Source organism: Arthrobacter sp. 10N418, from assembly GCF_056394725.1.
The window spans coordinates 1-13980 of record NZ_JBFTIK010000027.1; the positions used below are offsets into that span (position 1 = coordinate 1).

The 13980-nt window shown below is 63.7% G+C and carries 15 protein-coding genes; all 15 read left to right on the forward strand.

What is annotated here, in order from left to right; all coding sequences use genetic code 11:
* The first annotated feature begins 1583 nt into the window (after positions 1-1583).
* Positions 1584-1892, forward strand: a complete 309-nt coding sequence (locus AC1DCZ_RS17020) for a hypothetical protein (RefSeq protein ID WP_476975648.1) — start codon at positions 1584-1586, stop codon at positions 1890-1892.
* A 137-nt stretch (positions 1893-2029) separates the two neighbouring features.
* Entirely contained in the window at positions 2030-2611 is a 582-nt protein-coding gene (locus tag AC1DCZ_RS17025) for a hypothetical protein (RefSeq protein ID WP_476975649.1), read from the forward strand.
* A gap of 260 nt (positions 2612-2871) precedes the next feature.
* Positions 2872-3018, forward strand: a complete 147-nt coding sequence (locus AC1DCZ_RS17030) for a hypothetical protein (RefSeq protein WP_476975650.1) — start codon at positions 2872-2874, stop codon at positions 3016-3018.
* Between the two features lie 1707 nt (positions 3019-4725).
* Positions 4726-5070 carry a helix-turn-helix domain-containing protein gene (locus tag AC1DCZ_RS17035; protein WP_476975679.1) on the forward strand — a complete coding sequence of 115 codons (345 nt, stop codon included), beginning with the start codon at positions 4726-4728 and terminating at the stop codon, positions 5068-5070.
* A gap of 514 nt (positions 5071-5584) precedes the next feature.
* Positions 5585-6568, forward strand: coding sequence for a zinc-binding metallopeptidase family protein (locus tag AC1DCZ_RS17040; RefSeq protein WP_476975651.1), 984 nt, complete (start codon positions 5585-5587; stop codon positions 6566-6568).
* Positions 6569-6661: 93 nt separating this feature from the next.
* Complete coding sequence (locus tag AC1DCZ_RS17045; RefSeq protein WP_476975652.1) at positions 6662-6946, forward strand: flagellar FlbD family protein; 285 nt, start codon at positions 6662-6664, stop codon at positions 6944-6946.
* A 3-nt stretch (positions 6947-6949) separates the two neighbouring features.
* Positions 6950-7765, forward strand: a complete 816-nt coding sequence (locus tag AC1DCZ_RS17050) for a motility protein A (RefSeq protein WP_476894741.1) — start codon at positions 6950-6952, stop codon at positions 7763-7765.
* Positions 7762-8592, forward strand: a complete 831-nt coding sequence (locus AC1DCZ_RS17055; RefSeq protein WP_476975653.1) for an OmpA/MotB family protein — start codon at positions 7762-7764, stop codon at positions 8590-8592. The genes AC1DCZ_RS17050 and AC1DCZ_RS17055 overlap by 4 nt, the downstream gene beginning before the upstream one ends.
* A gap of 99 nt (positions 8593-8691) precedes the next feature.
* A complete protein-coding gene (locus AC1DCZ_RS17060) occupies positions 8692-9588 on the forward strand; it encodes a flagellar motor switch protein FliM (RefSeq protein ID WP_476975654.1) in 897 nt (298 codons plus the stop codon).
* Positions 9585-10307: a flagellar motor switch protein FliN gene (fliN, locus tag AC1DCZ_RS17065; RefSeq protein WP_476975655.1), complete on the forward strand. Its 723-nt coding sequence runs from the start codon at positions 9585-9587 to the stop codon at positions 10305-10307. The genes AC1DCZ_RS17060 and fliN overlap by 4 nt, the downstream gene beginning before the upstream one ends.
* Positions 10308-10910 (forward strand): flagellar biosynthetic protein FliO, encoded by a 603-nt coding sequence (gene fliO / locus AC1DCZ_RS17070; protein WP_476975656.1) that lies wholly within the window; start codon positions 10308-10310, stop codon positions 10908-10910.
* Between the two features lie 95 nt (positions 10911-11005).
* Positions 11006-11809 (forward strand): flagellar type III secretion system pore protein FliP, encoded by an 804-nt coding sequence (gene fliP, locus AC1DCZ_RS17075; RefSeq protein ID WP_476894791.1) that lies wholly within the window; start codon positions 11006-11008, stop codon positions 11807-11809.
* On the forward strand, positions 11806-12081 hold the full coding sequence (gene fliQ / locus AC1DCZ_RS17080) for a flagellar biosynthesis protein FliQ (RefSeq protein ID WP_476894736.1): 276 nt from the start codon (positions 11806-11808) through the stop codon (positions 12079-12081). The genes fliP and fliQ overlap by 4 nt, the downstream gene beginning before the upstream one ends.
* Position 12082: 1 nt before the next feature.
* Entirely contained in the window at positions 12083-12841 is a 759-nt protein-coding gene (locus AC1DCZ_RS17085) for a flagellar biosynthetic protein FliR (protein ID WP_476975657.1), read from the forward strand.
* Positions 12841-13959, forward strand: a complete 1119-nt coding sequence (locus AC1DCZ_RS17090; protein WP_476975658.1) for an EscU/YscU/HrcU family type III secretion system export apparatus switch protein — start codon at positions 12841-12843, stop codon at positions 13957-13959. Before AC1DCZ_RS17085 ends, AC1DCZ_RS17090 begins: the two co-directional genes overlap by 1 nt.
* Positions 13960-13980: the final 21 nt, after the last annotated feature.

The window sequence follows — 13980 nt, forward strand, 5'->3', positions numbered from 1 at the left end:
GAGAGATTACGTTGTTGTGCCGCAGCAGCGCGCGGATCGACCCTTTCATGCCGATCGACGTCGAGGCATCGCCACATCAGCCTGACCTGCAAAAACGGCTAAAAGCACAGAGAGACCAGTTTTCTCATCTACTTCTACTGGTCCCACTTTTTAGCCGATAGCGAATATTACGTAAAGCTAGTGTTGGGAACAGCTGCTTGGACGAGCTTCGCGGCTGTCGGGGCAGAACTAATTACCGCCGTTGGGCGTTCGATAGCGAGGCGCCGCCGTGCGGATCGCCAGAACAGCTCTTTTCCGGAGATGCCACGCGTGTTTGAGGCAGGGCGGTTCCTGCGCCAGGGGCTTGTGGGGTCGCGTTGCGGCTGGTATTTCGTAGCGTGGCGATGATGATCGATCCGATCACGAAGGCGAGGGCGGCCAGTGGGACGGTCGCACCGGCGGCGAAGCCGGGCTGGGCGAGGAGCACGCCGATGCTGGTTGCCGTTTCGGGTGCCCGGCGTCACGTCTGCTTCACGGTCCAGTCAGTCGCAAGATCGTTGCGGCTTCTTCCAAGGCTTTGGAATTGGCCGAGGCAGACGAAGCTTTGCCAGCGTGGCCTTTGTCATTCGGCGGCAGCAGTTCCCTGGGTTAGCCCGCACCGCCGTAGAGCCGCTGCAAGCATCGTGGATGCCGATCATCGCGAGTAGCCAAACAGCCGTCACGACCCCCGAAGCTATAAAAACTATAAAAGATATAAAAGGATAAAAGCCGGGTTGGGCGCAGTGGTTACCCGTTCTGCCGGCCCGGAGGGGCGAACGGTCGTGCCGCGGCTGCTGTCCCTGATGATGCCCGAGGAGGCTCTTCTTTGGTTGGAAGGATCTGAGCCGTTCTTTGGTGGGGCACGTCCTATTGCGGTGTTGACAATTGACGGTCCCGGTCCGGTTCTTGAGGCGCTGCACGTCCTGGAGCAGGGAGGATTCGCCTCACCGTCGATACTCCGGTCGGGGGGTATCTGAGACGAAGAGCCGGGGTCCCCTTGCCGCGGCAACGTGCCTGCTCTAGCATGGGGCACGGAGGGCTCGACCGGCGCCTAACCAAACGGTCCCTCGGATGTGGGAGCATCAACAACGCCAGCAGAGCTCAATCCAGTTGAGAGCACTTAGGGCGTCAGGGCCGGGATAAGCGCCGCGCAGGTTGCAAACCAGCGGCTGCCTTACCCGGCCCTTCCATAGCAACGATCGAACTCTCGCCGACCGGGCCGCCGTGGACGTCTTCCTTCCCAGCGTGCAGATCCCGAACCTGCTGGCCTCGATCGGCTCCCTTAACTGTGTCTTTGCTTTTTCGCGGACGTCGGGGAGGTGCCCGCGCCGCACGGTGAAACGTCAATGATGTAGGTGGGTTCACAGCCTGCCGTGATGGCGCAGCAAGAACCTATGGGGGCCGCCAAGTGAGTCAGGCAGGGCTCCGATAGCCGCGGAGTGCAAGCCTTTTCAACGACGCCTGGATGGGTTAGGGTCGCGTATCGATCCACGCAAGAGCTGGGGGAGGACCGGAGGATGCCGCCATCCACGGAGCCCGCGGATGAGGCCCAAGACGATGAAGTTGTGGGTGATGATTCACCGGAAACGCTCGCTGCTCTTTTCCGTGCCTTGGAGGCCGTCGACGCGGAAGTCTCACCGGAGCTTGCGTGTACGGTGCAGGCCACAATCAATGTGGTCAAGCATATTGGCCGTGAGTTCGGATGCCTGACGGAGAGTGAAGCCCTGACGGCCCTCGGTCCAGGGACTGAACCGGAGGTGCACGATTTCACGCTCAGGTACCGCGGGCAGACTTTGTATCCCCTGTTCTTGTTTGAGCCTTCTGCCGGCGGTTCCGGGAAGACGAAAGTGCGACTTGAAGAAAATCGCGGATGAGCATGGCTGGATTGGGTCGGACGTCGTCCTGTGGATGACGGCCCCGACTACGTGGTTCGCAGATGGGGGCCGTCCAGCCGATCACCTTGAGGAACCTGCCCGGATTCTGGCGGCCTTCGAGGACGAGGACGGGGGACGTGGTGAAAGAAGCGCACGAGCCCGAACCACCCAGGACCTGGAACCCGAAGGCGGCTAAGCCTTTCAATTTCTACTCCGACTCCCTGAACATGAACTTTCCCGTTTCCCGACTCGACTGGTCCGATTGGCACGAGGCTTTGAGGGCCGCTTCCCCGCATCTTGACAACGAGCAACTGCTCGCCGCGTTGCTCTGGGACGCGTCAATGGAGACTTGCTACCCTGAGGATCCGTTGTTCGACATGCCCTGGTATGAAAGAGAAAACTTCATCGCCGAGGCCGTCATCACTGCCGGCTGGGTCCCACCGGAGCGTCAAGCAACGGACCATCCCCCGCACCAGTGCGCTGTCGAAGACGAAACCACAACGCCCTATGACGCGACGGATCAGAGGGACCCGGACGGGTGGGGCAGTTGGTATGCAAATCTATCCAGAAAGAATCCGCAACTCGATGACTTTTATCTGCTCGGCGAACTGATCCACGCGATCTTTGTAGCCAACCATGGGCGCGGCACATCTGAAGCCGAACAAACCCGTTACCTGGCCAGCGCCATCATAAGTGCCGGATGGACGGCACCGCCGTAGACCGCCGTAGAAGTGGCTCTGGTTCAGAGGCACACAGCGGTGACAACAGCTGCCAGGATCTCGGAGCGCATGGCTGCGCTGCAGGAGGCCCCAAACGAGACGTTCGCGGCAGCCGGATTGAGTTTGGCGGCGTCGCGGGGAAACTTAGACCGACGACTGTCATCCATGTGGCGCTTAGCGGCGCCGGAAATTTCGGCACTGCTTGATGCCGGCGACTTTCAAGCCAATACACGAGGACGCAGGATTAGTGGATCGTTGAAATGACTGGATCGGACGACGACGAGGTGATGACCGGTCCTTTCGGCCAGGCCAGCTGCCCGCCGTCGCTGATGTCGCTCGAGGTTGCGGCCCTATGGCAGGTAGGATCTGAGCCGTATTTGGCGGTGCGCGGCCTACTGACTGACTGACGCTGGACGGATCCTGCCCGGAACCCAAGCCTGGATTCTCCGGAGCAAGGGAGTTTCGCTTGGCGGGCCCCTCGCAGCCGGGAGGTCCCGGGACTAAAAGGCATAAAGAGGAAAGCGGCTGGACCGGATCCGCAGAAAATGGCCGCCTCGCGGTGATCGGTGCCGGCATGGCCATGGAGGATGAGCACCGCCTTAGTTCCCGGAGTGCGGCTGAGATTATCGCGCGGGAATTGGCCCGAGGTGACCCGGATTTCGCCCACCGGATTATGACCAAAGCTGTTGGGGACTTCCGCGACACGTCGCCGGAGAACCGCAAAGATTTCTTGATGCCCCCTGAGTCCACCGGGTCGATCCGGTGGGACACCTTGCTTGCTGTGGTCATCGGGCGCGAATGCGACCGCCTCCGAATACCCCGACCTCCTTGGACAACTCCGGAACCCCTAGCCGAGGAATGGGTCGTTACAACGTTGCCGGCACCGTCCGAGCGATGGCTGGCCAGAATCAGGTCATGGACTCCGGAAGAATTCTCCCGCCTGGGCCTTTGGGTCCATGCCCGCGACCTTGAGACCCTGTAGCCAGCCCACCGAGCCGTACCGCACGGACCGGGACGAGGTTAGAGTCGGGGAATGACTCGGCCGGAGGACGCGGCTTCGAACTGGCAGAAGGTCGGTTTCGGTCCCGAGATGACGGGCTGAAACTCTGAAGGGGCATCAAGGTTTAGAAGATCAAAGCGGATAAAAGAGGAAGGATCTAGTCGGACGCTGCACACCCGGGATGCCGCTCCGGCCGTCGCGGCCAAGCGCGCGTCTGGGGTCATCTTTGGGCTGGTATGTAGTACCGGCGTGCGAGGAAGTCTCTGAACTCGATGTCCGAACGGTACAAATAGGTGAGCTCAGCCCAGTGGTAAAGCTTCATAAGAGTGGCGGAAGCTGCGTTCCAGGCTCTCTTGCCAGCCCGGTCCCCATCGACAAACAAAAGCTGCTGGTATGCGTGAAGATCCCTGACGCATGCACTCCACATGGGTTTAGCCTGCACTGTGTCAAGGAAAACCGCCCACCTCTGAATCTGTCCTGCATGCCGCCTGAGGCCTTCCGGCGCATGTAGGCCTCGACTCTCTACAGAGTGCATGTACGAGTTCAACTCGTCGGCCAGGATTCGATCTTCGTCCATAAAGGTCGGCATGCCGCTGGGGAGCTCGACCGCTAACGCGAAGTCCCGTTCGAGGTTGGACCGGCGTTCGCTTCCCGCATTTCCAATACGTAACACTCCACACCCTTCTCTAAGCGCTCCTGAGCGCGCGATCATTCGTTCGGGTGTGGTGCCTCAACAGTAGCTTTGGGGATCTCGGCGGGCAAGGTCCTCCTCCGCTTGCGCTCTTCTCTTTGGCTAGTCCGGTCTCAGCGGGGAGCTGCCGCCTCTCGTGGAACCTCGACTACCGGAATCTGGGGAGGGGTCAATCTCCAGCTCTAGAAAGCGCACGGCAAGGCCTCTGATGTCCATCGCTCTGATGTCCTTGTCAGGGTCGTGCCAGTGAGGAACGAAGGAAAGAAACTGCCGGAGGTCATTCACCGAAACTGCTTCTGCCAGATCCAAAACTACTGAGATGGCCATGGTGTCGCCCTGCACTTTCTTTGTGTTTCGCCTCTCATCGCGCTTATGTATCACTAGTGGAGCAGACAAAAATGTTTCCTTCAAGTGGCATTGGGTGTGCCTATTAGACCGACGCAGACGACCGACGTTCAGCTCAACCGATGGCGGGACCGCCGGCAACAGGTTGGATCCCGAATCCGCGAAATTAGAATCTCCCAAGAGCTCAGCCAAGAAGCCCTCGGTCTTGAAGCCGGTATGAGCCGAAACACGATCATCGGCCTCGAATGGGGGCGCCGGAGTATCGCCTACGAGCGCCTCTGGGATATTGCTGACGTATTGGGGGTAGACCTCCGCGACCTGTTCACATCACCTCCCAATTCCGCCATGACCCAACCTCAACGCAAGGGACGGGTTGGGGGCAGGACAGGAGCCCGAAGCGAGGCCAGTCCGGATGCAGAATAACTCCATTGCACCCTAGCCCGTCGGAGAGGTAGCCGGACTGGCGAGATCCACTGCGAACTTTGCGGAGGACACGGAAGCAGGCCATAACGCCTTCGAAAGCTAGATGTCTGCGCTGTCGTAAAAGGCGTTGACGGGCGTGCTTATTGCTCGAGTCACTCGGTTTCGTCGATCCGTTCAGAACGATGAAGGTCAAGCGGGCCAGATCCTTACACCTCGACGCAAGTAAAATCAAGAAGACAGTTGAGCTTCGGGATGCCCCTACTTAGGCACATTGACCGCTCCGATCAAGGAGACACGCCTAAGATCGAAAACGGCGGGAGACACCCCCCACTTTCCGACAGAAACGCTAGTTGCAAAAGCTGTCACACCGATGACGCCCACGCCCGCCGGGACCCGGCGGGCGTGGGCGTCATTGTCGTCAAGTCGGACCGACCCAGGGTGTTATTTGTGGAGGGGTTTGTTCAGGGCGAGGCTTCAAAAAGACGAATGCCGGGCCTGCCGGTAGGATCGGGAAGTGAAAAAACAATCCTGCGGTAACTGCACTTCACCCGTGTTCTTTGAGAACTCCGTTTGCCTTCATTGCGGAACGAAGCTGCGTTACTCGCGCGACGAGCAGCGCGTCGTCGCCGTGGACATCAGCGGCACGTACACCGGGCCCGGGGGTGTCGAGTGGCACAGCTGCGTGAACCTCGAGCTTTCCGCCTGCACCTGGCTTACCGCGGGCAAGGACAGCCAGTGCTTCAGCTGTGAACTCACGCGGACCCGCCCCAACGACGCCGACGCCAAGGGCCTGGCCCAATTCGCCGTCGCCGAACGCGCCAAACGCCACCTCATCGCCGAGCTTGACGCGTTGCGGCTGCCGATCATCACACGCAGGGAAGACCCCGAAAAGGGCCTGGCATTCGACTTGCTGTCCAGCGTGAACGAAAACGTCACCATCGGCCACGCCAACGGGATCATCACGATCGATCTGGCTGAAAGCGAGGACGCGTACCGCGAACGGATGCGCGCGAAGCTGGACGAACCCTACCGGACCATGCTGGGCCATTTCCGCCACGAGGTAGGCCATTACTTCGAGGGCGTCCTCGTGTTCGGCAGCGCCGAGCACTCCCACCTGGCCCGGACGTTGTTCGGGGATGACACCCAGGACTACGGCGCGGCAATCGACCGCCACTATTCCGAGGGTGCCCCGGCGGGCTGGGAAGAGGAGTACATCTCGAGGTACGCCACGATGCACCCCTACGAGGATTTTGCCGAAACCTTTGCCCACTACCTGCATATCCAGGACACCCTCGAGACGGCCCGGGAGTTCGGCCTGGTTTCAGCCGGCCGGCCGGGGGAGCGGGCCTTCACCAAGGTCCTCGTGGACACGTGGGTGCCGCTCTCGATCGCGCTGAACCAGGTCAACCGCAGCATGGGGATGGACGACCTCTACCCTTTCGTGATCCCGCCGGCCGTGATCCAGAAGCTCGATTTCGTCCACTCCCTGCGGGCATGACGGGCCCCGGCAGCGCTGGCCCCTAACGAAGACGCCACGGCTGCCGACAGTAGGGAGGAGAACACCCTTCCCCTCACAGAGCAGATTCGGCCCATGATCGTCGTCACACGCCTCAACGGAACGCGCTTCGCGGTCAATCCGGACCTGATTGAACGGATCCACGAGAGTCCGGACACGCATCTGGTGACCCTCGACGGCGCCGCCTACGTGGTGCTCGAAAGCCTGGCCGAAGTGGTCGAGCTCATCGCCGACTACCGCGCCTACGTCCTGAGCAAGGCCCGGGACTTCCCGGCCGTCACCGGCTACCCGTTGAGCCTGGTCCGCACGGAAGACCCCGACGACGACGGCCCCACCGCACCCGTGCAACCAAGAAAGTAAGCCATGGATCCCGCAACAGTCATCGGACTGCTCCTCGCCTTTGGCTCCGTTATCGCCATGGTGACCATGGAAGGGGCCAGCGTCACGTCGCTCCTGCTGCCGGCCCCCATGGTGCTGGTCTTCGGCGCCACCCTGGCCGTCGGGTTCGCCGGCAATACCCTCAAGGATGCGCTGCAGGCCTTCAAGGCCCTGCCGAAAATGTTCATCGGCAAGACCTCGAAACCCCAGGAAAGCATCGAGCAGATGGTGCGGTTCGCGGAGAAAGCGCGCAGCGAGGGCTTGCTCTCCTTGGAAGAAGAGGCGGCCGGCGCCCAGGATCCGTTCCTGGCCCGGGCCCTGCAGAACATTGCTGACGGCACCGACGCCGAGGACCTTCGGATGCAGCTGGAGGACGAGATCGACACCAAGTCCCGCAGCGACCACGCGTCCTCGAAATTCTTCGCCAGCCTCGGCGGTTACGCCCCGACCATCGGGATCATCGGCACGGTCGTGTCCTTGACCCACGTCCTGGAGAACCTCTCCACCCCGGACCACCTCGGTCCCATGATTGCCTCTGCGTTCGTTGCCACTTTGTGGGGCCTGCTGTCGGCAAACTTCATCTGGTTGCCCTTCAGCTCGCGCCTGGCCAGGCTGTCCGAGCTGGACATTGAACACATGACGCTGCTGATGGAGGGAATGCTGGCAGTCCAGTCCGGCGCCCAACCCCTGCTGCTTGCCGAACGGCTGCGCTCAATGGTCCCCGAGCACCAGCTGAAGGCCACGGACAGCGGCCGGAAAACGGTTGACGACGCGGGCGACAAAATGGACAAGGCCGCGTGAGTCCCAGACGACGGCGCGGCCGGTCCAAGCCGGCAGAGCACCACGTCGACGAACGGTGGATGGCGTCCTACATGGACATGGTCACCGTGCTGATGTGCATGTTCATCGTCCTGTTCGCCATGTCCTCGGTGGATGCGAACAAGTTCGATAAGCTCCGCAACTCCCTGGCCACCGGCTTCGGGGCGGTTGCCTCCAAGACGGTGGACACCGCGTCCGGCACGGTGGTGCCGCCGGACCAGGTGGACAAGAACCTGGAGGCGTTTGCTGCCGTGAAGGGTCCGGAGACCACGGCGGCGCCCGATGCCTTGGCCGAGGCGCTCAAGGAAGTGGACCGCCTGCGCGCCCTTGAGGCGAAAATGAAGGCCGGCCTGGCGTCTGCGGGACTCAGCGAAAACGTTGAATTCCAGATCGACCAGCGCGGACTGACGGTAAAACTCATAGGATCCCAGGCCTTCTTCGAAGCCGACCGGCCGGACCTCACAGATCGGGCCTCACAGGTCCTGCAGATCATCTCGCCGACGCTGGCCCCCGCCGGCCTGGAAATCATGGTGGAGGGCCACGCCGCGAACGGCATCACGTCCTATCCCTCCACCTGGGAATTGTCCTCCGCGCGGGCCGTCAACGTGCTGCGCTACATGGTGGACCACGGCGGCATCCCGCCCGGATCCATCGGGGCCGTCGCGTTCGGCTCCGCCCGGCAGGTCAACGACGATTCCACCCCGGAACTCATGGAACGCAACCGCAGGGTGGACATCGTCGTCGTCTCCGACAAGCCCGACGTCGTCCGTGCACTGATCCCCGAAGCCCTGAAGATGACCGAGAAATAGGCTGTTCATTACTTGCACGCATTGCCTGCGGGGTCTGCCCGCAGGTTTTGCCTGCAGGCATTCCTTACGGCAGCGGATCCCTTGCCGATAGTGGCAACCGTGAGTGTTCTGGATGAGCGGGAAGTGGTACGGGAGCGGACCGTCAGCGTCTACGACTTCCGGCGTCCCGCGACGCTGGCTCGCGAACACAGCCGCGTCCTGGAACTCGCCTTTGAGACCTTTGCCCGCCAGTGGGGCACGCAACTGACGGCCAAGGTCCGCGTGAAGTCCGTCGTGCGGCTCGAAGACGTCAGCATGCTCAGCTACGACGAGTACGCGGCGTCCCTGCCGGCAGTTACGGCCATGGTCCTGTGCACCGTCGAGGCCAACGATTCCAAACTCGTGGTGCAGTTCCCGGCCCCGGCCGCGCTCGGCTGGGTGAACCGGATGCTTGGCGCCTCGAACGATTCACCCATGCCGGACCGCAAGTTCACGCAAATTGAGCAGGCCCTGGTCAAAGGCCTCATGGACGAGGCGCTCGAGGACCTGGGCTACTCCCTGGGGCCGCTCATGAGCGAAGCCGTCCGGGTGGACACCATCCAATACAACTCCCAGTTCGCCCAGGCCGCAGCGCCCAGTGAACTGATGATCGTCGCCGCCTTCATCATGAGCGTCGGCGATATCAGCGCCCCCGCCACCCTGGCGGTCCCCGCGGGCATCCTGCTAGGCCGGCTCAAGAAGGTCAACCCGACCGACAACCGCGACGACGCCGAAGCCCGCGTCAGCGCCCAGCTCGAACGGGTTCCGGTGGAACTTTCGGTGCGGCTGTCGACGTCGTATGTCACCCCCAGCCAGATCCTGGGCCTCGCCGTGGGAGACGTCCTCACCCTGCCGCACCTGGAGAACAGGCCGTTTGACCTGACCCTCGACGGCACCCGGCTCGCCACAGCAGCCCCGGCCCGCAACGGATCCCGCGCGGCTGCCGTCATTGTCACAATCGAGGAGAACCACCGATGAGCATCACCCTGACCAAGCACGAATCGTCGGCGGAACGGCTTGTCGAGGAGCTGCCTACCCCGGTGGCCCTGAAGGTTGTCGCGCTTGTGCCGGCACGCGCAGCCGCAGCTTACGCCCGCCAGGCGGTCACCGCCACGTTTGTCGGCTCCGTCACGGCAGACCTGGCTCTCATGCTGAGCGACCGCACCTTCCTCGACGAAGCCGCCGGAGCCGGATCCCAGCTGGGCCACGTCTCCGTGACCGATGTTTTGCGCCCGGCGATGGAAAGCGCCAGCTCGGTCTTCGGCGCAGGGGTATTGTCCGACCTGCGCGAAACGGACGTCTCCGGGTTGCTCTCGGACACCGACACGGCCGTCTTTGAACTCTCTGACGGGACCAGCCCCGCGGCGTGGTTCGCTGTCCGTCTCCGCGAACACGGCAACAGCCAGGACCGCGCCGGCGACGTCTTCGGCGGCGGAGACACCGTGGCCGGCCGCCTGGGCCGGATCAACAACATCGAAATGGCCCTGACCGTGGAGATCGGACGCACCCGGATGTCCGTCCGCGACGTGCTGTCCCTCGAACCCGGCAAGATCATCGAGCTTGACCGATCCGCGGGGGCCCCGGCCGATGTGCTGCTCAACGGACGGCTTATCGCGCACGGCGAAGTGGTCGTCCTGGACCAGGACTACGCAGTACGGATCACCCGCATCCTCGACGTGGCCGAGGGGCTCAGCTGAATGGACTCACTGATCCTCGGGCTGCGGGTAGTCGTGGCCCTGGGCGCGGTGCTTGGCCTCATGTGGTACCTGCAACGCCGGCTCGGCAAAGGCACCGGACGGCGCCGGGCTGACCGCGCGCTGACCGTCATCAGCCGCCAGAGCCTGGGACAGAAGGCCTCCGTGGTAGTGGTCGACGCCGCCGGCCGGCGCTTCCTTCTCGGCGTCACCGAGCATGCCGTGAACGTCCTGCATACCGGTGACATCCCGGAAGAACCCGAAGAAGAGGCCCCCGTGCCCGGGACCAGCCGCGGCTTCGGGGAATTCGCCCGGATCCTTTCGGAGGCCAACCCGCTGTCCGGCCTCCAGGGCGGCGCTCCCACCGACGGTCGGGCCTCCGACGGCACTCCTTCCGAGGGCGAGGCCTCCCACGACGGGGCCTCCGACGGCGGGGACAGCTCGCGGAACATCCCCGTGTCCCGTCGCGCCTCCATCCACCGGAACGCCCACACCCGCGGTCCTGCGGGCCGGGGAACCAGCCACCCGCCTTTGCACGGTTCGATCCTGGCCGGCTCCACGTGGAAGCAGGCCGCCGCCGCTCTCAGGACCGGACGCCGCAATTGATCCGCCCTCTCACCAGCGGGCCCTCCGGCGTCCGCACCCGTTCAGCCGTTGCCCGCCCCGAGGCTCCCCGCCCCGAAGCTGGCCGCCCCGCCAGGATTCTGGTCCTCGGACTCGCCGCCGTGCTGTTCGCGGTCCTGCTGCTGTGGCTGAACGCCACGGCCGGGCACGCCGCGCCGGTTGATCCGACCCCGCCGGTCGCACCGACGGAACCGGCAGCCCCTGGCGGCGGCAATGTCAACATCCAGATCAACGGGCTGGACGGCAAACCCTCCACGGCCGTCCTGACCCTGATCGGGATCACCCTGCTGTCCGTGGCGCCGGCGCTGCTGCTGATGATGACATCCTTCACCAAGATCTTCGTGGTCCTTGCGATGACCCGCAACGCCCTCTCGCTGCCGTCCATCCCGCCGAACCAGGTCCTCGCCGGATTGGCCCTCTTCCTCTCCATCTTCGTGATGTGGCCGGTCATCAATGAGATGAACAACATCGGCATCCAGCCCTACCTCAACGGGACCCTGGACTTCAACGGGGCCGTCAGCGCTGCCTCCGGTCCGTTGCAGCACTTCATGCTGGCCCACACCCGGGAAGAGGACATCGCCCTCATGACCCGGGCCGCAGGTGCAGAGAACCCGGCCAGCCCGGAAGCGGTGCCGCTGCAGACTCTCATCCCGGCGTTCATGATTTCCGAGCTCCGCGCCGCGTTCATTATCGGCTTCGTCATCTTCATCCCGTTCCTCGTGATCGACCTCGTGGTGTCGGCGGCGCTCATGTCCATGGGCATGATGATGCTGCCGCCGGTGATGATCTCGCTTCCGTTCAAGATCCTCCTGTTTGTCCTCGTGGACGGCTGGGGCCTGATCATCACCGCACTGATCCAAAGCTATGCAGGCAGCGGATGAACACCAACGCCGTCCTGGACATCTGCCTCCAGGCCATGATCGTGGCCGCCAAACTCGCCGCGCCCGTGCTGGTGACCGCCCTCGTGGTGGGCCTGGCCATCTCCCTGCTGCAGTCCATTACCCAGCTGCAGGAAGCCACCCTCTCCTTTGTTCCGAAGGCCGCCGCGGTGGCGGTCGCACTGATCGTCTGCGGGCACTGGATGATCTCGGAGATGGTCTCGTTCACCAATGATCTCTTCGCGAAGATTCCGTCCTTGCTCGGAGGCCTGTGAGGTGGGCATTCCGATCGACCCGACCTGGCTGGAAGTCCTCCTCCTGGCCACCGTCCGGATGACGGCATTCCTGATCGTGGCACCGCCCTTCGCGCACCAGGCTTTCCCGGCACGCGTCAAGGCGATGCTCGGACTGGGGCTGGGCCTTGCCGTGACGCAGCGGGTGGCCGGCGGCTACACGCCGCGGGACACCGCCGCTTTCGTCACCGGTGTGGTCCTTGAACTTGTCACCGGACTGGTCCTGGGGTTCCTGGTCCTGGTGATTTTCGCGGCCATCCAGTCCGCCGGCAGCCTGGTCGACCTCGGCAGCGGTTTCCAGATGGCCCAGGCCTTCGACCCCCAGATGATGGTCAACGGTGCACAGTTCACCCGCCTGCTGCAAATGGCCGCCCTGGCGCTGCTGTTCTCCTCGGACGGCTACCAGCTCGTCATTGCCGGCCTCACCGGCAGCTTCTCGGCCCTGCCCCTGGCCGGCGGCCTTGACCTGGCCCAGCCGGTGCAGGCCATCACCGCGGCGGTCACGGGAATGTTCCTCGCAGCGGTCCAGATTGCCGGCCCCCTCCTGGTGGTGCTGTTCCTCGCCGATGTCGGACTGGGCCTGCTGACCCGGGTGGCGCCCGCCCTGAACGCGTTCCAGCTCGGGTTCCCGCTCAAGATCCTTCTGACGCTGTCCCTGGCAGGGTTCATGTTCCTCGCGCTGCCGAGGCTTGTTTCCAGCCTCGCCGGCCAGGCCGCCAAGGCCGTGCTGGGGGTGGGCTGATGTCGGATTCCCAGGAAAAGACAGAGCAAGCCACCGACAAACGGATGAAGGAGGTCCGCTCCAAAGGCCAGCTCTCCCGGTCCCAGGACCTCACCGCCTGGGTTGGAGTCGGCGCGGCGGCCATCATGATTCCCAGCACGGTCGAGCGGGCCGCCAACGCCGCCACGGACCAACTGTTCAGCGTCCGCGGGATCGTGGCCGCCCCGGACCCGGGCAAAGCCGTCACGGCGCTCGGCGACGGATTCGCGTCCATCGCTGGAACCATCGGGCCCATGCTGATTGTCGTGTTCATCGTTGTCCTCGCCGGGGCCGCCCTCCAAGGCGGCATCCACTTCAAAAAATTCAAGCTCGACTTTGAGAACTTCAAGCTGCTGAGCGGCCTAAAACGCATCTTCGGCACCCAGGCGGTCTGGGGCGGCGTCAAGGCGCTGCTCAAGGCAAGCGTCGTGGGGCTGGTGCTGTACGGCGTCGTGCAGGGCCTCGTCCCGGTCCTGCTCACGGCCGGGGGTCTGCCGGTGTCCGGGGTCGTGGCGGCCGCGGGCGGCGGAGTCGCGTCCCTGGTCCAGTTCGCGGTGGCCTCGGGAATCGTGCTGGCGGCCGTGGACTTCTTCGTCGTGATGCGGCGCAACCGCAAAAAGACGCGGATGTCCAAGAAGGAAGTCCAGGATGAGAACAAGAACAGCGAGGGCGATCCCCACATCAAGTCCCAGCGCCGGGCGCGGCAGATGGCCATAAGCCGGAACCGAATGATCGCGGCGATCAGCGACGCCGACGTCGTCCTCGTCAACCCCACGCACGTGGCGGTGGCGCTCAAGTACGAACCCGGAAAGTCCGCGCCCCGCGTGGTGGCCAAGGGGGCGGGGCATGTGGCGGCCAGGATCCGGGCAGAGGCCGAGGCGAAGAACGTGCCCATGGTCCAGGACATTCCGCTGGCCCGGGCCCTCCACAGCGCCTGCGAGCTCGGCCAGGAGATCCCGGTGGACTTCTACCGCGCCGTCGCCGGGGTCCTCGCGTTCGTCATGGCGCTCAAGGCCCGGGGCGCCGCCACCGGGCTGCACCGCATGGCAGGCGCAGCCGCAGGAAGCCCTGTGGGAACACCGGCAGGAAGCGCCGTATGACGATTTGCACGAAACCCCGAA

Bases quoted from the DNA above. Each gene is read 5' to 3' on its own strand.
- AC1DCZ_RS17045 (WP_476975652.1), top strand. From the start codon at position 6,662: ATGATCGTCGTCACACGCCTCAACGGAACGCGCTTCGCGGTCAATCCG.
- AC1DCZ_RS17030 (WP_476975650.1), top strand. From the start codon at position 2,872: ATGACTGGATCGGACGACGACGAGGTGATGACCGGTCCTTTCGGCCAG.
- fliQ (WP_476894736.1), top strand. From the start codon at position 11,806: ATGAACACCAACGCCGTCCTGGACATCTGCCTCCAGGCCATGATCGTG.
- AC1DCZ_RS17090 (WP_476975658.1), top strand. From the start codon at position 12,841: ATGTCGGATTCCCAGGAAAAGACAGAGCAAGCCACCGACAAACGGATG.
- AC1DCZ_RS17050 (WP_476894741.1), top strand. From the start codon at position 6,950: ATGGATCCCGCAACAGTCATCGGACTGCTCCTCGCCTTTGGCTCCGTT.
- fliN (WP_476975655.1), top strand. From the start codon at position 9,585: ATGAGCATCACCCTGACCAAGCACGAATCGTCGGCGGAACGGCTTGTC.
- fliO (WP_476975656.1), top strand. From the start codon at position 10,308: ATGGACTCACTGATCCTCGGGCTGCGGGTAGTCGTGGCCCTGGGCGCG.